This is a genomic window from Cytobacillus sp. SAFR-174, from assembly GCF_051964675.1.
Taxonomy (GTDB): Bacteria; Bacillota; Bacilli; order Bacillales; family Cytobacillaceae; genus Cytobacillus.
On the sequence record NZ_JBQCMZ010000018.1, the window covers coordinates 1 to 19,101 of the forward strand.

General features: G+C 42.1%; 21 protein-coding genes and 1 pseudogene. 3 read left to right on the top strand and 19 right to left on the bottom strand.

All coding sequences use genetic code 11. The features are described 5' to 3' along the window. Positions 1 to 140 precede the first annotated feature (140 nt). From lysA to spoIIM, 16 genes are all read right to left on the bottom strand, one after another. Complete coding sequence (gene lysA / locus ACTHRG_RS17190) at positions 141 to 1,460, bottom strand: diaminopimelate decarboxylase (RefSeq protein WP_440231671.1); 1,320 nt, start codon at positions 1,458 to 1,460, stop codon at positions 141 to 143. 172 nt (positions 1,461 to 1,632) lie between these two features. After that, positions 1,633 to 3,117, bottom strand: coding sequence for a spore germination protein (locus ACTHRG_RS17195; protein ID WP_076258144.1), 1,485 nt, complete (start codon positions 3,115 to 3,117; stop codon positions 1,633 to 1,635). After that, entirely contained in the window at positions 3,092 to 3,679 is a 588-nt protein-coding gene (locus ACTHRG_RS17200) for a stage V sporulation protein AE (protein ID WP_048008111.1), read from the bottom strand. The genes ACTHRG_RS17195 and ACTHRG_RS17200 overlap by 26 nt, the downstream gene beginning before the upstream one ends. 54 nt (positions 3,680 to 3,733) lie before the next feature. Then, a complete protein-coding gene (locus tag ACTHRG_RS17205; RefSeq protein WP_076258143.1) occupies positions 3,734 to 4,156 on the bottom strand; it encodes a stage V sporulation protein AB in 423 nt (140 codons plus the stop codon). Then, positions 4,146 to 4,766: a stage V sporulation protein AA gene (locus tag ACTHRG_RS17210; protein ID WP_076258163.1), complete on the bottom strand. Its 621-nt coding sequence runs from the start codon at positions 4,764 to 4,766 to the stop codon at positions 4,146 to 4,148. The genes ACTHRG_RS17205 and ACTHRG_RS17210 overlap by 11 nt, the downstream gene beginning before the upstream one ends. 420 nt (positions 4,767 to 5,186) lie before the next feature. Continuing rightward, the gene (gene sigF, locus ACTHRG_RS17215) at positions 5,187 to 5,945 is read right to left on the bottom strand and encodes an RNA polymerase sporulation sigma factor SigF (RefSeq protein WP_076258142.1); all 759 of its coding nucleotides are present in this window, start codon (positions 5,943 to 5,945) and stop codon (positions 5,187 to 5,189) included. Between the two features lie 12 nt (positions 5,946 to 5,957). Next, positions 5,958 to 6,398, bottom strand: coding sequence for an anti-sigma F factor (gene spoIIAB, locus ACTHRG_RS17220; protein WP_035330074.1), 441 nt, complete (start codon positions 6,396 to 6,398; stop codon positions 5,958 to 5,960). 3 nt (positions 6,399 to 6,401) lie between these two features. Continuing rightward, the gene (gene spoIIAA, locus ACTHRG_RS17225; protein WP_076258140.1) at positions 6,402 to 6,752 is read right to left on the bottom strand and encodes an anti-sigma F factor antagonist; all 351 of its coding nucleotides are present in this window, start codon (positions 6,750 to 6,752) and stop codon (positions 6,402 to 6,404) included. 601 nt (positions 6,753 to 7,353) lie between these two features. Next, entirely contained in the window at positions 7,354 to 8,517 is a 1,164-nt protein-coding gene (locus ACTHRG_RS17230; RefSeq protein ID WP_048008108.1) for a D-alanyl-D-alanine carboxypeptidase family protein, read from the bottom strand. A 148-nt stretch (positions 8,518 to 8,665) separates the two neighbouring features. After that, entirely contained in the window at positions 8,666 to 9,970 is a 1,305-nt protein-coding gene (locus tag ACTHRG_RS17235; RefSeq protein ID WP_440231673.1) for a pyrimidine-nucleoside phosphorylase, read from the bottom strand. A gap of 94 nt (positions 9,971 to 10,064) precedes the next feature. After that, on the bottom strand, positions 10,065 to 10,886 hold the full coding sequence (locus ACTHRG_RS17240) for a purine-nucleoside phosphorylase (RefSeq protein WP_035330071.1): 822 nt from the start codon (positions 10,884 to 10,886) through the stop codon (positions 10,065 to 10,067). 32 nt (positions 10,887 to 10,918) lie between these two features. Then, positions 10,919 to 12,103, bottom strand: a complete 1,185-nt coding sequence (gene deoB / locus ACTHRG_RS17245; RefSeq protein ID WP_076258138.1) for a phosphopentomutase — start codon at positions 12,101 to 12,103, stop codon at positions 10,919 to 10,921. Between the two features lie 255 nt (positions 12,104 to 12,358). After that, on the bottom strand, positions 12,359 to 13,252 hold the full coding sequence (xerD, locus tag ACTHRG_RS17250) for a site-specific tyrosine recombinase XerD (RefSeq protein ID WP_076258137.1): 894 nt from the start codon (positions 13,250 to 13,252) through the stop codon (positions 12,359 to 12,361). Between the two features lie 9 nt (positions 13,253 to 13,261). Then, on the bottom strand, positions 13,262 to 13,489 hold the full coding sequence (locus tag ACTHRG_RS17255; protein WP_035330067.1) for a YqzK family protein: 228 nt from the start codon (positions 13,487 to 13,489) through the stop codon (positions 13,262 to 13,264). A 191-nt stretch (positions 13,490 to 13,680) separates the two neighbouring features. Then, positions 13,681 to 14,154 (bottom strand): ferric iron uptake transcriptional regulator, encoded by a 474-nt coding sequence (gene fur / locus ACTHRG_RS17260; protein ID WP_076258136.1) that lies wholly within the window; start codon positions 14,152 to 14,154, stop codon positions 13,681 to 13,683. 231 nt (positions 14,155 to 14,385) lie between these two features. Next, complete coding sequence (spoIIM, locus tag ACTHRG_RS17265; RefSeq protein WP_095244751.1) at positions 14,386 to 15,030, bottom strand: stage II sporulation protein M; 645 nt, start codon at positions 15,028 to 15,030, stop codon at positions 14,386 to 14,388. A gap of 174 nt (positions 15,031 to 15,204) precedes the next feature. Between spoIIM and ACTHRG_RS17270 the strand changes: the two are divergent. Further along, positions 15,205 to 15,776: pseudogene (locus ACTHRG_RS17270) on the top strand (GNAT family N-acetyltransferase). 21 nt (positions 15,777 to 15,797) lie between these two features. On the opposite strand, the gene ACTHRG_RS17275 reads toward ACTHRG_RS17270, so the two are convergent. Both ACTHRG_RS17275 and ACTHRG_RS17280 read right to left on the bottom strand, forming a co-directional pair. Further along, positions 15,798 to 16,964: an endonuclease Q family protein gene (locus ACTHRG_RS17275; RefSeq protein WP_076258133.1), complete on the bottom strand. Its 1,167-nt coding sequence runs from the start codon at positions 16,962 to 16,964 to the stop codon at positions 15,798 to 15,800. Position 16,965: 1 nt separating this feature from the next. Further along, positions 16,966 to 17,517, bottom strand: coding sequence for an NUDIX hydrolase (locus tag ACTHRG_RS17280; RefSeq protein ID WP_076258132.1), 552 nt, complete (start codon positions 17,515 to 17,517; stop codon positions 16,966 to 16,968). Between the two features lie 77 nt (positions 17,518 to 17,594). On the opposite strand from ACTHRG_RS17280, the gene mciZ reads away from it, so the two are divergent. Together mciZ and ACTHRG_RS17290 are read left to right on the top strand one after the other, a co-directional pair. After that, positions 17,595 to 17,729: a Z-ring formation inhibitor MciZ gene (mciZ, locus tag ACTHRG_RS17285; RefSeq protein WP_076258131.1), complete on the top strand. Its 135-nt coding sequence runs from the start codon at positions 17,595 to 17,597 to the stop codon at positions 17,727 to 17,729. A 72-nt stretch (positions 17,730 to 17,801) separates the two neighbouring features. Beyond that, positions 17,802 to 18,725 (top strand): aldo/keto reductase, encoded by a 924-nt coding sequence (locus tag ACTHRG_RS17290; RefSeq protein ID WP_076258130.1) that lies wholly within the window; start codon positions 17,802 to 17,804, stop codon positions 18,723 to 18,725. 63 nt (positions 18,726 to 18,788) lie between these two features. Here the strand turns inward: ACTHRG_RS17290 and ACTHRG_RS17295 are convergent, their stop codons facing one another. Then, positions 18,789 to 19,034 carry a YqkE family protein gene (locus ACTHRG_RS17295; protein ID WP_048008097.1) on the bottom strand — a complete coding sequence of 82 codons (246 nt, stop codon included), beginning with the start codon at positions 19,032 to 19,034 and terminating at the stop codon, positions 18,789 to 18,791. Positions 19,035 to 19,101 lie beyond the last annotated feature (67 nt).

Sequence of the window (19,101 nt, forward strand, 5' to 3'; positions counted from 1 at the left end):
TGAATTGGATTATGTTTGGAAAGCATTTTAATCACCTCAAGCATTGTATTACTTCTATTGTAAAACAAAAAAGACTGCAGACAAGCACGATTTTAATCGAGTTTGTCGACAGTCTGAATTAAGCTGCCTTAGCGGGCAGCTTAATTTTTTATTTTTTCATTAATCGGCAGATCCAATCGTAATAGATCCTCGTATGTTTCCCTTTTAACAACCAGCTTAGCCTCTCCATTTTCAATAAAAACTACAGGCGGCCTTGGGATTCGATTATAATTATTTGCCATGGAATAACCGTATGCGCCTGTACAGAAAACAGCCAGGAGGTCTCGATCCCCTGCTTTTGGAAGAGGCAAATCCCAAATAAGCATATCGCCTGATTCACAGCATTTTCCGGCAATTGATACTGTCTCTTCCGGCTTATCCAACACCCGGTTTGCCAATACCGCTTCATACTTAGCCTGATAAAGGGCCGGCCTGATATTGTCACTCATGCCGCCATCCACAGCGAGATAATTTCTTACATTTGGAACCTCTTTGCGTGACCCAGTCTGGTATAAAGTTGTTCCGGCATCTCCCACTAGGGAACGCCCCGGCTCAATCCAAATTTCCGGCATCTTCATGGAAAAATGCTTAGCCTGTTTTTTAACTTCCCCGATAATTTCTTCAACATATTTAGATGCATGAATCGGATCATCTTCTTCTGTATAGCGGATTCCAAAACCTCCGCCTAAGTTAAGCACTTTAGGTTCATATGCATGTTTTTCTTTCCATTCTGCCATCTTCTCAAAAATTTTCTTGGCAGCCAAAATGAAGCCTGTTGTATCGAAAATCTGAGAGCCGATATGACAGTGCAGTCCAAGCGTTTCAATCCAGCTTGAATTCAGAGCTATTTGCAGAGCCTTTTCAGCCTGGCCATTCTGCAGGTCAAATCCAAACTTTGAATCTTCCTGGCCGGTTAAGATATAGTCATGGGTATGTGCCTCGATTCCTGGCGTGACCCTCAGTAAAATTTTTGTTTTAACTGCAAGAGATTCACAGATTTCCTCTAATAATTCCAGCTCATAAAAATTATCGACAACAATACAGCCGACATGATTCTTTAGAGCCATCTCAAGTTCTTCTCTGCTCTTATTGTTCCCGTGAAAATGGATTCTTTCAGATGGAAAATCTGCAGCAAGAGCAGTGTATAACTCTCCGCCTGATACCACATCCAATGAAAGTCCTTCTTCATCTACAAGCTGAACCATTGCCACTGTTGAGAAAGCTTTGCTCGCATATGCAACTTGTGCTTCTATTCCAAGCTTCTCGAAAGTTTCCTTAAAGCCCCTGGCTCTTTCTCTTATTAGTGCCACATCATATACGTATAAAGGTGTTCCAAATTGACTGGCGAGTTCGACAGTATCCATACCGCCAATTTCAAGATGCCCTTTGTCATTTGCCTTCATGGTGCCGTGAAAAAACATGGTTCCCCCTCTTCCTTTTCCTCAGGTGTCTTGCCCCCGAGACTGAACAATTTATGAAAGAAATAGACAGCACCCCAAGAGACTGTCTATTCTGTTTCCTTTAATCCTTTATTTAATTAAAAAAACTTTACCATATTTCGTGTATCTTAGCAATCGGCATTACGCGTATTTCTTATTTTACAGGCTGCTTGTAACGATTTTTAGTCTGCACAATACTTGGCCTGATCTTTGAACCGGGCATGGAACGGCGAATCAGGATTTGGGTTAAAGCCACCGGGCTGAATGGAATAAACGGCCAAAGATATGGTGTGTTCAATGATTTGATGCTTGCAAGCAGAAGAATCGTCAATGTAAGCCCTACCACCAAGCCTGGTGTATGGAAAATCGCAACAGCTATAAGAAGGCCAAGCCTTACAATTTTATTGGCAATACTCAATTCATAGCTTGGCGTTGCAAATGTTCCAATTGCTGCAAGTGCTACATACAAGATGACCTCCGGGACAAACAAACCGACATCAATGGCAATTTGCCCAATAAGTACTGCTGCTATCAAACCCATTGCGGTTGAAAGCGGAGTTGGCGTATGAATGGCGGCGATCCTTAGAAATTCAATCCCGACATCGGCGAGAAACAGCTGGACAATGACAGGAACATTCGTTTCTTCGTTAGGGCCCACAAACGCAATTCTTTCAGGCAGGAGTGAAGGCTCCAAAACGAACAAAAACCAAAGCGGAAGCAGTACAATCGATGCCAATAAGCCTAAGAAACGAATCCAGCGGACAAATGTGCCGACTGCCGGCGATTGCCTGTATTCTTCTGCATGCTGCAAATGATGAAAATAGGTTGTAGGTGTAATAATGACACTTGGTGAAGTATCAACAAATATAATGACATGCCCTTCAAGCAAATGGGCCGCTGCCACATCTGCTCTTTCCGTATACCGCACCAGCGGGAATGGATTGTATCCCTGCTTTAAAAGAAATTCCTCGACTGTTTTGTCAGCCATTGTAATGCCATCTATTTCAATCGCTTTAATTTCTTTTCTAATTAAATCAACTAAATCCTTATTCGCCACATCTTTTATGAAACCAATTGCGACATCTGTCTTGGATCTTTCACCAACACGCATGATTTCAAAGCGAAGCCGTTCATCTCTAATCCTTCTGCGGGTCAGGGCTGTGTTAATTATTATATTCTCTACATAGCCATCTCTTGAGCCGCGGACAACTTTTTCAGTATCCGGTTCCTGCGGGGTTCTTCCGGGATAGCTTCTGACATCGATGACAAGTCCCTCTCCCTCACCCTCGCCGACAACGACAATCAGGCCTGATAGTACTTGATCAACCAATTCATCCATTGTTTTAATGTGCTCAATGGATTGATGTCTCAGCCTGTTTTCAATGATTTTAAATAGGTTAGAGGAAAGTTTTTCACTGTCATTGATCCCCACCAGACCCTCAATGATGGCAATGATATAACTCGTATCGGTTAGTCCATTAATATAATAGAAATGAACATCCTTCCTTAAGATCGTTAGCTTTCTGACACCCAGATCGAAGCTTTCTCCCAGGCCAACTCTATTTTTCATGTACTTTTCAATTTCATGGACGGACTCATATATAGGTATCTTTTCATCCTTCGTCTTGTTTCGTGTCATAATAGCCGCTCCTTTCCAATATAAGCTCTACTGCCTTTTTAGTAATTGGCGAACCTAATTCATAATGATCTTTTTTAGACATCTTTCCGATATCGCCAATTCCCACGATTATCGGCACATCCAGCTGATCAAGACAATAAACGGTATCACCATTAATTCTGCCAATTTCCATTTCGGGTACTCCGAACTTATCAACTCCATATGGAGTCAATTCCCCGTTGTTATCGATACATACATCTACTTTTGTCCACTCGGCCTGTCTTGTTTTTGAGGCAACTGCTATGACTCCCAGAACATCGATATCTTTATGGCATGCAACATACTTCAGCGCATTCTCTCCGGCTCCCTCCCCGATAAACCCGCTGTCATCAAACATAACCAATACGGGGTCATGGGAGACTTTTTTAATCAGCTTGACGATTTGCTGACCGTTTAAAACAGAAGGGTTTCCATGCGACAAAGATAGGCATCTTCCTCCGATTTCCTTCGCAACATGCTCCACTGTCTTTCTTGCAAAATCGTCGCCATCAGTTATAAGAATGACGTGCCTCCGTTCATCCATAGCAGTTTTTCCTTTCCGAATCCTCATTTTTCTTAAATATGCCCAGCCGGTTTCTTATTTATTTACAAAATAAATCCATTGAAACAGTGATCCGAACACCTTTCCAAATACAAATGCCATCAATAAAATCACAATCTTTCCATCTACTCCGATTCTCTTCGCAAGGATTGGAAAAACATTCAGCACTTCAGTTAAAGCTGCTGCCAGCATGCCAATAAATATGCCCGAAGCAAGCCCAATGGGTATCAGTAACAGGGCTGTCAGGTGAAAAACCGGATTCCATAAAGTTGCCAGTGCACCAGCCAAAGCTCCCATTACAACTGCAGCTTCATAATAATGGATCATCTTCATCGTTTTGCTCAGCTGGGTAAGCCTTGGGATAATGCCCAAAACAGCCAGGAATGCAACAAAACCTGAACCAACAGCGAGCCCGCCGGCAAATCCTATGATCATTACCAGGACAACATTAATGGTCATCAAGATACTTCATACTCTCCTTGTTTTCTTTCAATGCAACATAGTTATCAAGATCAAGCTGATAATTGAACATTTCTACTTCCAGCGGGCTTGGTTCCTCGTTCAGCCGCTTCTTAAAAACATGGTTAAAGAAAATGATCATGCCAAGCCCCAGGCCAATCGAATAGGGAATTTGAAAAATGAGAGGCCTGCTGTCCACTTCCCCGGTTATGAGAGTGTAAATTCTAAGCTGTACAGCCTGCATGCTCACGTCTTCATGAAAATTCATAATAGCGAGGGCAGCACCTATGAACAGAAGCAGCCAAACCAGCAGAAATAGAGGAAAAGATACTTTACGTTTCTTTGTAACAACCTCGACTATCGCTTGAGCCGGCCCGATCGACTGGACTTCAATGTTTGAAAATAACTGGGTTATGGTCCTAATTACCTTCATAACATCAATTACCACAATATTCCGGTCCTGCTCGCTTACTTGATAAAGCGGAAGTGCACAAAGCTTTTCGTAAATGTCATCGTCGGCAATGACCTGTGCAATATCTTTCAGCAGTATTCTCTGATTGGGCCGTATTTGCAGCCGATGCCGCAAGCGGATATAAACTGTTTTTTCCAATATGCTCACTTCCCACACAAGTGATATCCTCTTCGAATTTGGTTCGCCTATTTAGAGCTTTTCGCTTTTGTGTCTATATTTAGTATGAGTTACATATATTAGCTTCATGAACTCCAATAATTGGCTGTTAGATAAAGTGAAACTTCAATCAGTGGGGGTGCTCCTTATCCCCCACTGATTGTTAGTCGCGTTCTAGTGTCGCTAAGGTCTCCGCTAGCGCTTCGATCAATCGACACTACGAACCCGATTGGTTCAACTAAGCCTCTGCCTGCGCGACGGCAAGTTTCACTGTATCTCACCAATCGGGCCTTTACGGGCAGTTTGACCCCCACTTATCCTCCTTTGATTCCTCTGAGTGTTGAAGTGGGGGTCTTACTGCCCGTTAGACTGCGATAAAAAAAATGAAAGACCGGATTGGATTTAAATATCCATCCGGTCTTTCATTTGCTGCAGTATCTTTTTTTCCAGACGCGACACCTGCACCTGGGAAATGCCAAGCCTTGCCGCTACTTCGGATTGAGTCTGATCTTTATAGTAGCGCAAGTAAACAATCAGTCTTTCCCGCTCATCCAATTCACGGATCGCTTCTTTTAATGCTATTTTATCAAACCATTTTCCTTCATTGCCATCATCAATCTGATCGAGCAGTGTAATGGGATCTCCGTCGTTTTCATACACTGTTTCATGTATAGAAGATGGGATCCTGCTTGCTTCCTGGGCAAGGATAATATCTTCAGGAGAAATTTCCAGGAACTCGGAAAGCTCTGTAACGGTTGGGATGCGGCCAAGCGTTTTTGATAACTCGTCTTTGGCTTTCCTGATTTTATTGCCCATTTCTTTTAAAGAACGGCTTACTTTTACCGTTCCATCATCCCGTATGAACCTTTGGATTTCTCCAATAATCATTGGAACCGCGTAGGTCGAAAACTTTACATCATAACTCAGATCAAACTTATCAACCGATTTCAATAAGCCGATACAGCCAATTTGGAAGAGGTCATCAGGTTCATACCCTCTATTCAAGAATCTCTGGACGACAGACCAGACAAGACGCATATTTTTTTGAACAATTCTGTCCCTTGCACCCTGATCTCCGCTTTGGCTTTGCTTTATTAGCTCCTTGACTTCATTGTCCTTTAAATAGGTTTGGCCCTTCTCTGCTTTAACCTCCACATCCATAGCAAGACTCCCTTAATTGCATAGCATTTTACTATTTGATAAATGCTTCCTTAATCGGATCTCTGTGCCTATTCCCGGCTGCGATTTGATTTCGATTTCGTCCATGAAATTTTCCATGATGGTAAAGCCCATACCTGATCTTTCCAATTCAGGTTTTGTTGTAAATAATGGCTGCCTCGCCTCTTCCACATCCATAATCCCAAGGCCCTTATCCTTAATGGTCAGATCAATGAATCCATCTTCAATCAGGACAGAAATATAGACGACCCCATTAGGATCATTTTCATAGCCGTGAATAATGGAGTTGGTTACAGCTTCAGAAACGACCGTTTTAATTTCTGTCAGTTCGTCCATTGTCGGATCAAGCTGGGCAATAAAGGCAGCCACAGTGACACGGGCGAATGATTCATTTTGGCTAAGCGCACTGAATTCGAGGTTCATCACATTTTTCATCGTTCAGGCAACCCCCAATCTTTGCAGTGCGTTTTCTTCTGTCGGTTCTAAACGGATTATCTTAAATAAACCCGACATATCAAATAGTCTCTGCACTGCTGGAGAAATCGCACAAACAACCATTTCACCATGCTTCTGTTTGATTTGTTTATAGCGGCCCAAAATCACTCCCAGCCCTGAACTGTCCATAAAAGAAAGCTGCTCAAGGTTTAATATAATATGATGGATGTCATGATCTTCAATCGCCTTTGTCGCCTGTTCACGCAGTTCATCTGCCGAATGATGGTCCAGTTCCCCGCTTAAACGAATACATAAGACATCATGCTTTACTTCCAAATTAATGTTAAGACTCACTATCTTAGCCTCCTTATCTGGTATCCGCAACTGAAAAAGCCGCTAATGCTCATGCTTTTCCTCCGGATAGGATTATCCGGAATCTTATAAAATTCCGGTATCCGCCCTTATAGTGAGTCAATTTCGATGCCTGGAGCTTCATTTCCTTCCTGGAGACAAAACTAGTGTATTTTCGCTAAAAATAATAATCATAGGGATGTTTTTCGACAAAAATAAAGTGAAACTTCAATCAGTGGGGGTTTCCTTATCCCCCACTGATTGTTAGTCGCGTTCTAGTGTCGCTAAGATCTCCGCTAGCGCTTCGATCAATCGACACTACGAGCCCGATTGGTTCAACTAAGCCTCTGCCTGCGCGTCGGCAAGTTTCACTGTATCTCACCAATCGGGCCTTTACATTATAAAGCGAGGCGACTTGCCTTGGGGTGACAAGCATAAGACGAGCAGATGGCGGGGAGTGCTTTTCTTCCCATCAGCTGATTGGCTTATGACCTCGAGCCCCTAGGAGCCGCAGCTAGATCGGGCAGTTTGACCCCCACTTATCCTCCTTTGATTCCTCTGAGTCTTGAAGTGGGTGTCTTACTGCCCGTTAGACTGCGATAAATTATTCAGTTTTTGAAAATAACCCCATGGATCGTTTAAATAATGTCCACCATGATGCTTCACTGCTGTCTTCTTTAGCAACTAAAGGGCTTTCAACTAAGACTTTTCCATCCTTTTTCAAGGTTAATGTTCCGATCTGATCACCCTTTTGGACAGGAGCTTTAATTTTTTTATTTAAAGTAATCTTCTGTTCAATTTCTTTAATACTTTCACCTTTTTTAGTTAAAAGGGAAATCGGTTCACTGGTCAGGGCTTCAACCATCTTCTTTTCGCCTTTGCTGACTTCTACTTTTCCAAGAACGTGATTTCTTTCGTACATTGGGTGGGTCTTATATTGGCTGAATGCAAAGTCGAGCATTTTAGTCACTTGAGCATTTCGTTCTTTTGAAGTCGGTGCGCCAAAAACCACGGCTATAACCCGCATTCCGTCTTTCTCGGCTGTTGCCGTCAGACAGTATTTTGCTTCAGAGGTAAAACCGGTTTTGAGGCCATCGACACCAGGATAAAAACGCACAAGGCGATTTGTATTGACCAGCCAGAATTTTTTATCTGTGTCTTCACGAAGATAGGCTTCATATGTGCCCGTAAAATCAGTTATTTTCTCATATTTAAGAAGCTCTTTGGCCATTATGGCCATATCATGTGCAGTACTGTAATGTTCCTTAGCTGACAAGCCTGTAGGGTTTTGGAATTGGGTATTTTTCAGCCCTAATTCCTTTGCCTTTTTATTCATCATTTCAACAAAAGCTTCTTCTGAACCGGCAATTCTCTCAGCCATTGCAACGGATGCATCATTGCCGGAACCAATGGCAATCCCCTGCAGCATTTGCTTGGTGGTCATTTCTTCACCCGGCTCCAGGAAGATTTGCGAACCGCCCATTGATGCCGCATATTCGCTTGTCCGGATTTTCTCATCCCATGACAGCTTTCCTTCATCTATCGCTTCCATAATTAAGAGCATGGTCATGACTTTTGTCATGCTGGCAGGCGGAAGCTGCTCACCGCTGTTTTTTTCATACAATACCGAACCGGTATCACGCTCGATAAGAATTGCGGATTTCACATTATCTGCTAAATCCGCGCTGCTTTCTCTTGCAAACCCGGAAGGAGCAAAGATTGTTGCCATTAATAATGCTATTAACATTAATGAGACGAGTCGTTTCATCACACAATACCTCCATTCTTTATAGCCTCCATTTTTTCCAGTTAAAGAAAATTTATACAGTCCAGGAAGACTAAAAAGAAATTAAACAGTCAGCCCCACGCAAAAAAAGCCGCCGGATATAACCCTCCGGCGGCTTCCTGATTCACTATTATTCAGTTATTTCTTCATGAATTAATACTGGTGCCTCCACTTTTTCTGTGGACAGTGTAATGTTTTCATAAAGCATAGTTCTTACTTCTTCTACACTTTCAAAATTGCTGCAGATGGTGACGAGAGATTCGCCCTTCTGTACACGGTCGCCGATTTTCTTTCTTAAAATCAGGCCGACAGCCAGATCAATTTCTGATTCCTTCGTTGCTCTTCCTGCTCCCAATAGCATGGCTGCAGTTCCAATTTCATCCGCAACAATCTCAGAAACATAGCCATCCTGCTTAGCTTCTAATTCAAATGTATATTTTGCCTGAGGCAGTTTCTGCGGATCATCGACAACTGACGCATCTCCGCCTTGTGAGCTTAGGAATACTTTAAATGTTTCTAAAGCTGAACCGTCCTTCATAGCATTCTCTAATTTTTCGCGCGCTTCCTTCAATGAATCCGCTTTTTTCGCAAGGAAAACCATATGGCTTCCAAGGGTCAGGCAAAGCTCAGTCAAATCTTCAGGTCCTTCGCCTCTTAATGTATCGATAGCTTCCTTTACTTCAAGGGCATTGCCGATGGCATAACCAAGCGGCTGGCTCATATCTGAGATGACAGCCATTGTGTTTCTGCCAACATTATTTCCAATGCGGACCATTGCTTTTGCTAATTCACGTGAATCGTCAAGTGTCTTCATAAATGCGCCGGCGCCTGTCTTAACATCAAGGACAATGGCGTCAGCACCTGCAGCGATTTTTTTGCTCATAATCGAGCTTGCAATCAGAGGGATACTGTCCACTGTGGCAGTTACATCGCGCAGTGCATATAACTTTTTGTCTGCAGGCGTTAAGTTCCCGCTCTGGCCAATGACTGCAATTTTATTTTGATTAACAAGCTTAATAAATTCTTCATTCTCTATTTCAACATGGAATCCTTCAACAGCCTCAAGCTTGTCGATTGTTCCGCCTGTATGTCCAAGGCCGCGCCCTGACATCTTCGCAACCGGAACACCTACTGCAGCTACAAGCGGGCCCAGTACGAGTGTTGTTGTGTCACCTACACCGCCAGTTGAATGTTTATCTACTTTAATTCCTTCTATTTTGGATAAGTCGATTTGATCACCGGATTCTACCATTGCCATAGTTAAGTTGGCTCTTTCGTTCTCTGTCATCCCCCGGAAGAAGATTGCCATTGTTAATGCACTTACCTGATAATCCGGGATTGAACCGTTCGTGTATCCTTTAATGACGAATTGAATTTCTTCTGCCGTTAACTCCAGTCCGTCTCTTTTCTTTTCAATAAGATCCACCATTCTCATCAACAAACACCACTTTCATTTATTTATGGCTTTATTCTAATCGATTGTTGTTTTGCTTAAAAAGTCAGCAGCATAACCGCCAAAATTAATAAGCTTAAGCACCAAATTCCTTAACGATTGCTTTCACATAACGAAGGAAGTCAGCTTTGACTTTTTCTGTTGTTTCGATTACTTCTTCATGGTTAAGCGGCTGGTCAAGGATGCCTGCTGCCATGTTTGAGATACAGGAGATTCCAAGGACCTTCATGCCTGAATGCTGTGCCACAATGACTTCCGGAACAGTTGACATGCCGACTGCATCTCCGCCCATTGTTCTCAGCATGCGAACTTCTGCAGGGGTTTCATATGTTGGGCCTGTATTGCCGACATATACTCCTTCCTGAATCTTCAGGTTCAGTTTTTCGGCTAGTCCTCTGGCAAGTTTTCTCAATTCTTTGGAATATGCTTCTGACATATCCGGAAAACGCGGACCCATCCGGGAATCATTAGGACCGATTAAAGGATTGCTGCCCATATTGTTGATATGGTCTGAAATTAGCATTAAATCGCCTGGAGAATAGCTTTCATTCACTCCGCCTGCCGCATTTGTAACAATGAGCTTCTCAACACCCATCTCATTCATAACTCTTACAGGGAAGGTTACCTTATCGAAGGAGTATCCTTCGTAATAATGGAACCGGCCTTGCATAGCAACCACTTCAATGCCGTTCAAGCGTCCAAATACAAGCTGTCCTGCATGACCCTCTACTGTTGATACAGGGAAATCAGGAATTTCATTGTACGGGATTTTAACCGGTTCTTCGATTTCGTCTGCCAATACACCAAGTCCTGAACCTAAAATCAGCCCAATCTTTGGCTGGCCTGTATATTTATTTTTAAGAAATTCAGCTGCATTTTGAATTTTGCTGTAATCCATTTTCAATCTCCTCATCTGCATTTGTAATGTAATTATTTCAGTTGGTTCAAAAAGCTTTTGCCATAGGCCGGCATTTTCACATTAAAGTTATCCGATATAGTCGCCCCAATATCTGCAAAGGTTTCACTGACCGGAAGCTCTTTTCCTTCTTCCATATCTTTTGAATAAACAAGAAGCGGAACGTATTCTCTCGTATGATCTGTGCCATGATGGACAGGGTCATTGCCGTGGTCTGCCGTAATTATTAATAAGTCGCCATCCTGCATTTTCTCAAATACTTCAGGCAGGCGTTCATCAAACTCTTCAAGAGCTTTTCCATACCCTTCCGGATCACGTCTATGGCCAAATAATGCATCAAAGTCCACCAGATTGACAAAGCTCAGTCCCGTAAATTCTTTATCAAACGTTTCGATCAGCTTATCCATTCCATCCATATTTGACGTTGTGCGAATGGCCTCAGTTACTCCCTCTCCATCATAAATGTCGGAGATTTTCCCAATTGCCACTACATCAAGTCCGCCATCTGCCATTTCATTCATTACTGTGCGGTCAAATGGCTTTAACGCATAATCATGTCTGTTTGATGTTCTTTGGAAATTTCCCGGCTCGCCAACGAATGGTCTGGCAATCACACGGCCTACCATATATTTTTCATCAAGTGTCAGCTCGCGTGCAATTTTACAGATTTTATACTGTTCTTCAATTGGAATGATATCTTCATGTGCCGCAATCTGCAGAACTGAATCGGCTGATGTATAAACAATCAGTGCTCCTGTTCTCATATGTTCTTCTCCCAGTTCAACCAGGATTTCTGTTCCGCTTGCAGGCTTATTCCCAATAATCTTCCTGCCGGTGCGTGATTCAAGTTCTGAAATCAATTCCTCCGGAAATCCATCAGGAAAGACTCTAAATGGAGTTTGAATATTCAACCCCATAATTTCCCAGTGACCAGTCATTGTGTCTTTTCCGTTTGATGCTTCCTGCATCTTCGTGTAAAACGCCATAGGGTTATCCGCTTTTTCGATTCCTTTGATTTCGCGGATATTACTAAGGCCAAGTTTGCCCATGTTCGGCATCTTCAGGCCATTCATTTTTTCTGCGATGTGGCCAATTGTATCGGCACCTTTGTCACCGAATTTATCGGCATCAGGCGCTTCTCCGATTCCCACTGAATCCATGACAATTAAAAAAACGCGCTTATATGTATATGCAGACATTTGAAAACCTCCTAATAATTTGAATACGGTTACAAAAATCATATTCGTATAGTACCCTTTTTAGGTTTATTTAACACTGATTCTCTTGCTGGAGCCGGGGTGTATACCGCCATTCCCGCGTTTTAAAACATAATAAGGATAGCCCTTTCATTTGTCAGAAGTCTGACATCTATATTTTACCTAATAAACAGGTAAAATGACAAGAAAAAGCTGCCTATTTTTATGGCAGCTTTATGACATTTGATTTTTTCTATTTTAAGCACGCGGATGGTATTGACTGTACACATCTTTTAGCCGTGTTTTGGTTACATGCGTATAGATTTGCGTAGTGGAAATATCGGCATGTCCAAGCATTTCCTGGACAGCCCGCAAATCTGCCCCATTTTCCAGCAGATGAGTGGCAAATGAATGCCTCAGCGTATGTGGAGTCAGCTCCTTCTCGATCCCTGCCTCCTTGGCCAGCCGCTTCAGTATTTTCCAGAATCCCTGTCTCGAAAGACGTCTGCCGTGATGATTTAAAAATAATGCTTCATCCCTATGCTTTTTAGAAACGAACTTGCCTCTTCCATCAGTTAAATACCTTTCAAGCGCTTCAGAAGCTGTTTTGCCAATAGGCACAATCCGTTCCTTGTTCCCTTTGCCAATACATCTTACAAAGCCCATCGTTAAATGAACATCACCTGAGTTCAGGCCTATCAGTTCACTTACGCGAATGCCTGTAGCATATAAAAGTTCAAGCATGGCTTTATCCCGCAGACCAAAGTGATCCTTAATTTCCGGAAGATCCAATAAAGTTTCCACTTCCTGCATGTTTAATACTTTTGGAAGCGAACGTTCCATTTGCGGTGTTTCTATATGGACAGAAGGATCATGGCCAACTGCTTTTTCGCGGAGCAGAAATTGGTGAAAGGCCCTTATGGAGGCTATATGCCGGGCCAGAGTTTTTGAGGATTTGCCCTGTTTTTTTAAAAAGCCGAGAAATTGGACAATTTGCATGCGCTGCACATTCTCAAGGCTTGCAAGCTTCTCTTCCGAATTGAGATACTTCAGATAACTTTTCAAATCTCTTTCATACGAGATAATTGTATTTTTGGCGAGGCCTTTTTCTACAAGTAAATAATGAATAAAGTCTTTTAACTGATCATCCATATGATAGCATTACTCCCCGTTTAAGTAGAAAAGAATTAACCGGTCCAGCAAGCTCCTATCTTCATCAGTTCCGCTCGCTGACACCTTAACAGCCGCTCCCCTTGGTTCGTCATAGCGGTGATAATCCTGGTATTCTTCATTTAACCACATAATACCATAATAAAAAAGGATTGTGCATCCAGTAAAAATCACAAATACTTTAATGGTCTGAAAAGCCATGCCCAGCCAGGATTTCATGGTTTGGTCCTCCATAACTTTTAATAAAAAGAAAGATATTCAGCTATCTATTATTAAAAGGTATGCCATTTTGGACAAGAATTATACCTGAATTTGAATAAATGATGTTTCTTCAGGGCACTTGCCCTTTTTGAAAACGGCTCAAAATAAAAAGCCTATCCTAATGTAGAATAAGCTTTGTCAAGAAACTATTAATTTTCATCTGCTTCGGTTTCATTTTCTGTTTGTTTATCCTGGCAGCGGTAGCAGATGCCATGGAACGTAAGGCGGTGATCTTTTATTTTAAAGTTCCAGCGGCGTTCAACCACTTCCTCAACGTCTTCAAGCAAATCTTCCTGTATTTCATCAACAGCTCCGCACTCAATACAGACTAAATGGTGGTGAAAATGGGCTGCCCCTTCCTGACGCAGGTCATAACGGGAAACTCCGTCACCGAAGTTGATTTTATCGACAATTTTTAATTCAGTCAGCAATTCAAGTGTTCTATATACAGTTGCCAAGCCTATCTCAGGCGATTTCTCTTTTACTAGGAGGTAGACATCTTCCGCACTTAAATGATCCTCTTCGTGTTCTAACAGGACGCGAACTGTTGCCTCTCGCTGTGGTGTTAGTTTATAGCTGGATGAATGCAACTGTTTTTTGATTCTTTCAATTCTGCTTTCCATACCGAAAGTCCCTCCCTCGCCACTAACATTCTCATTATAACAGAAATAAGTTCACATTCAAAATAAAATAATTATAAATAACAAACGATAATCAATTTAATATAATAATAATTACAATATTCTCTAAAACAGTTTTAAACCTCTTTATATGTACCCTATATTATAATTTTTATCCTTTTCCCGTACAGCAAAAAGGCAGAGTCAGCCGCTCTGCCTTTAGCATGATTTTTATCAGGATTGGATTGAACTTACAACAGACTTCATTAAGACAGGCGAGATAAATGCCTCTACCCCGGCTGCAGCGATTAGAAACAGAATGGCCACAGCAAAAGCAATCATATATCTTCCGAAAAGGGGCATCATGGGCTGTCCGGCTTTCTTCATAAATTGTCTTCTAATCATTTTTAAAGAGAAAGACACAGCCAGTGTTGCGGCGATTATAAAGATAGGTATGATGATCAGGTTCTGGGGAAGGACCGATACGAAGGAAAGCAAAAATCCTTCCCATCCCATTCGGTTAACGAGAAAGCCAACTGTAAAGCCAACCACCATGCCTTTCATAAATAAAAGAATCAGAATGACTGGCAGTCCAATTATGGAGATTCCCAAAATCCACATCAATCCTATAAATTTTGTATTATGGAAAAAGCTTTGTTTGAATAATTCATCCGCTGCTGCAATATGTCCATCTGATACTTGTCCAAAAAACTGAGACAGATAATAAAATAAATCTTCTTTTTGTGTAAAACTCAAGCTATTTACAACTATAGCTCCAAAAATGACACCCATCAGAAATAAAACAATAACAAATAAGTAGATTGAGGAATGTTCGCGAAAGTGGGCTGCTGCGGCGTTCTGGTACATTTTTTTCTTCATTGCTCTTCCTCCTAAGACAAAACAAATTGGATATTAAATTGTATGCCTGTCCCGGAATTGTATGACAAAGAATTGTGCTGCTCACAATTGTGAAAAAAAGGTCTTGAATACTTCATATGTTTTTTGCTATAATTTTCAAAATTATTTAAATTATCATTGGGGGCGCTGGAGAAAATGGATCCGATTTTAATAGAGTTTCCAGAAAGAATTGAAACAGAAAGACTTTATATGAGGCCCGCTTTGCCCGGAGACGGAAAAACTGTTCATGAAGCTGTGTCAGCTTCAGCTGCCGAGCTTAAAAATGGCTTCCTTTTGCACAGAATGAACAATCAGCTGATGAAGTTGAGTCAGGTATCCGCAATTCCTATGCCAAGTTTATTCAAAGGGAAGATTTCCGTATCCATATTTATAGGAAAGAAGATGATGTATTTGTCGGCTCTAGTGGCCTGCATCGCATCAATTGGGATGTCCGCAAATTCGAAATTGGCTATTGGGGAGATGTGAGGTTTCGGAAGAACGGCTATATTTCTGAAGCTGCTGCAGGCTTGACGAAGTTTGCCTTTGAGCATTTTCAAGCAAACAGAGTGGAAATCAGATGTGATCCGAGAAACATCAACAGCCGGAGAATTCCCGAAAAGCTGGGGTACACGCTTGAAGGAACCCTGATTAATGACAGTCTAAGTGCAGATGGAAAAGAGCTTAGAGATACTTGCATTTATGCTAAAGTCAGCAGAAAACAAAAATAGAGCCTCGATGGGCTCTATTTTTTATAAATCCACAATTCTGCCGTACTTGCCTCCGCCTCCTGCCTGGAGGTTCAGCTTTCCTTCACGCGCTTTTCCAATATGCATGGCTGTCTTCTCAGGAATTACTTTGCTGATTTCTGAGAAAGGAACATCATGAAGAATGGCCATTTCAGTTCCGAAATGATCCAGGAGCTTCTCGAGCATTTTCGGACCTAACCCTGGTATGAACTCAAGAGGGACCTGATGAATATAAGGCGGCCGTACAACGGGCAATCCTCCGGAAGATTTCAGTTCAGAGATCCGGTCAGCCACGCCTTTGATAAATTTGTGGTGACTGCAATTCCGGCATTTACCCTTCTCTTCATCAAAGGGGCCAAAACATTCAGAACAAACAGTCTGATGGTATTTTCCGAGCAGAGGATCCAGCCCGTAATTGGCTTTAACCCTGCATTTTTCTTTTCCGGCCAAAGCCTTGTGCAAATCAGCAAATGTAGGTGCTTCCATTTCCAGAACCTGATATTCTCTGGCGATCTTTTTTAGTGAATGGGCATCTGAATTTGTTAAGAATGTATATCTGTGAAGTTCAGCTATTTGATCAGCCATCATCGTATCTGCACTAAGCCCCAGCTCAATTGCATCAATTAAATCAGGATCAAAAACCTCTGACAGCGACCGCTCTACCCCTTTTCCGAATAGGCTTTTAAATGGGGTAAAAACATGGGCAGGAATAAAAAGCCCATCCAGTTCCTTTACTTTTTCCTGCAGCATTCTGCCTGAGGCATAAATTCTTTGAGAGCTTAATGTTATGTTCTTCAAATACCCTGTCAGCCAGGCAGAGAAATCCTTCATTGCGGATAGGGTTGGAAAGTAGCAAAGGACATGGATAGGGCCTTTGCAGGAATCATCATAAATTTCAAGCTCCGACCCGGGAATTATCGTCAAATCTCCGTATTGAAGGCCCCCGTCCTTATGCTCGGTTACAAAGCCTTTTTGGGCCAAGTCCTCGATTTCAAGGATGACTTCAGGAGAATGACAATCAATAATGCCAATGATATCAAGCCCCTTTTCATTGCGGGCATGCCTGATGATATTAGTGAAGGTAAGGGATTTAGCGCCTGTTATTTTAACTGGCTTTCCCGTAAACGTACGTCCAATATGGATATGAAGATCAGCAAAAAAGCGCCTCATGTTATTTTTTCAACGCCTCTTGAAGCTGCAGATATTGGATTGCATAAGCCGTTTTCGCATCATAAACCTTTTGCTCCCCAAGCAGGGATATGGCTTCCTCCAGGGTTACCTCCAAAAGGTTCACAAATTCATCTTCATCAGGGGATGCGGCATTTTCTTTTTTCTTAAGGCCCTTTGCTATATATAAATGTACGAGCTCATCGGCAAATCCGGGCGAAGTGTAGAATGAAATCAGCCATTCCATTTCCGTGCAGCCGTACCCCGTTTCTTCTTCCAGTTCCCTTTCTGCACACACGCTGGGTTCTTCTCCTGCTTCAAGCTTTCCGGCAGGAATTTCAGCAATAACCTTATCCAGCGCTTTTCGATATTGTTCAACCATCACTATTTTATTATCCTCTGTTACTGCCAATACAGCTACTGCTCCGGGATGTTTGATAATCTCCCGCTTCGATGTTTTGCCATTCGGCAGTTCAACATCCTCCACTTGCAGACTGATGACTTTACCAGTGAAGATTTTTTCCGTTTTAATTGTTTTTTCTTCTAGGCGGCTCATTGTTTTCAGTCACTCCTGTTCTATTCCGGTAATGATTGCTCATACATTTTATCATACTTGATGAGGGGGAGTATGGCATGAAGGTGTATGTCCATAATAGGGGGATTATTCTGGCCGGCAAAGCCTGGGAAGTCCGCGAGAAGCTAAAACAATACAGCAGGCAGTATGTCCTTGTAAAAGACTGGGTTGAATCTCAGAACATCAAAAAATGATAAGCCTCTAAATTTGAGTATGCCTCATTTGTTTATGTACAATTATAGAAAACATTCAAATGAGGTGGTTACTTGAAAAAGAGAAGACTTGGAAACTCAGACTTGTACGTAAGCGAACTGGGGCTGGGCTGCATGTCCATAGGCACCAACCCTTATAAGGCCCAGGAAATTATTGAAACGGCCCTTGAAGAAGGAATCAATTATTTTGATACAGCTGATTTATACGACTTTGGCGAAAATGAAAAGCTTGTCGGACAATCCTTAAAGAATGTCCGTGAACAGGTGATCATTGCAACCAAAGCCGGTAACCGCTGGAATAAAAATAAAGACGGCTGGAGCTGGGATCCCTCTAAACGCCATATCAAAGAAGCTGTAAAGGACAGCTTAAAAAGACTCGCTACGGACTATATTGATTTATATCAGCTTCACGGCGGCACGATTGAAGATCCGATTGATGAAACCATTGAAGCATTTGAGGAACTAAAGGAAGAAGGATACATCCGCCAATATGGCATTTCCTCCATTCGCCCCAATGTGATCCGGGAATTTGCATCAAAATCATCCATTGTTTCTGTCATGATGCAATACAGCATTTTAGACCGGCGTCCTGAAGAAGAAGCGCTGATTCTTCTGAATCAAAAAGGCATCAGTGCTGTTACTAGAGGACCGCTGGCCAAAGGGCTGCTCAGCGACAAAATGCTGGATAAAGCATCAGAATCGGTAAAAGAGAAAGGCTATATGGATTACAGCTATGCTGAATTGGAAAAAACGCTCACCAGCATCCGGGGAAAAATTTCAGACCAGCGCACCATGAACGAAATAGCATTTCAGTTCAATCTTGCGAACCCTGCTGTCGCTTCTGTTACAGCCGGGGCCAGCCGGGCTGAGCAAGTAAGAGCAAATGCAGAAGCAGCAAGAGCCATTCCTCTCAACGAAAATGAATTGGCTATCATTAAATCTATTGCAAAGCTAAATAAATATGAGCAGCATAGATGATAGAAAATCCATAATTTAAGACAAGAAAGGGGCTGACGGAAAAGTCGGCCCCTTCTTTTAATGTTATTTGTATTCTTTCCAGTTAAGATCGCTTTCTCCAAGCAGCTCTTCAAAACTTTTATTTTTTTCGCGCAGTCTTCTTTCCTCTCTTTTTCTGCGCTCTTCTTCTTCCTTCTGTTTATCTTCAGCAGCCTTTAATTCCTGCTTTTTCCCTTTCAGCTGCTCCACCAGGTCCTGGTTCAGCATGTCGCCTAACGTGACTGGTTTGTCGTCTTTCTTAGGCTGGGAATGGTGTTTTTTCTTTTTCATTTAATCCCCTCATCAACTGATTTTGCCATTTATTATAGCATATATTATTATTCATGAAGGAGCAGGC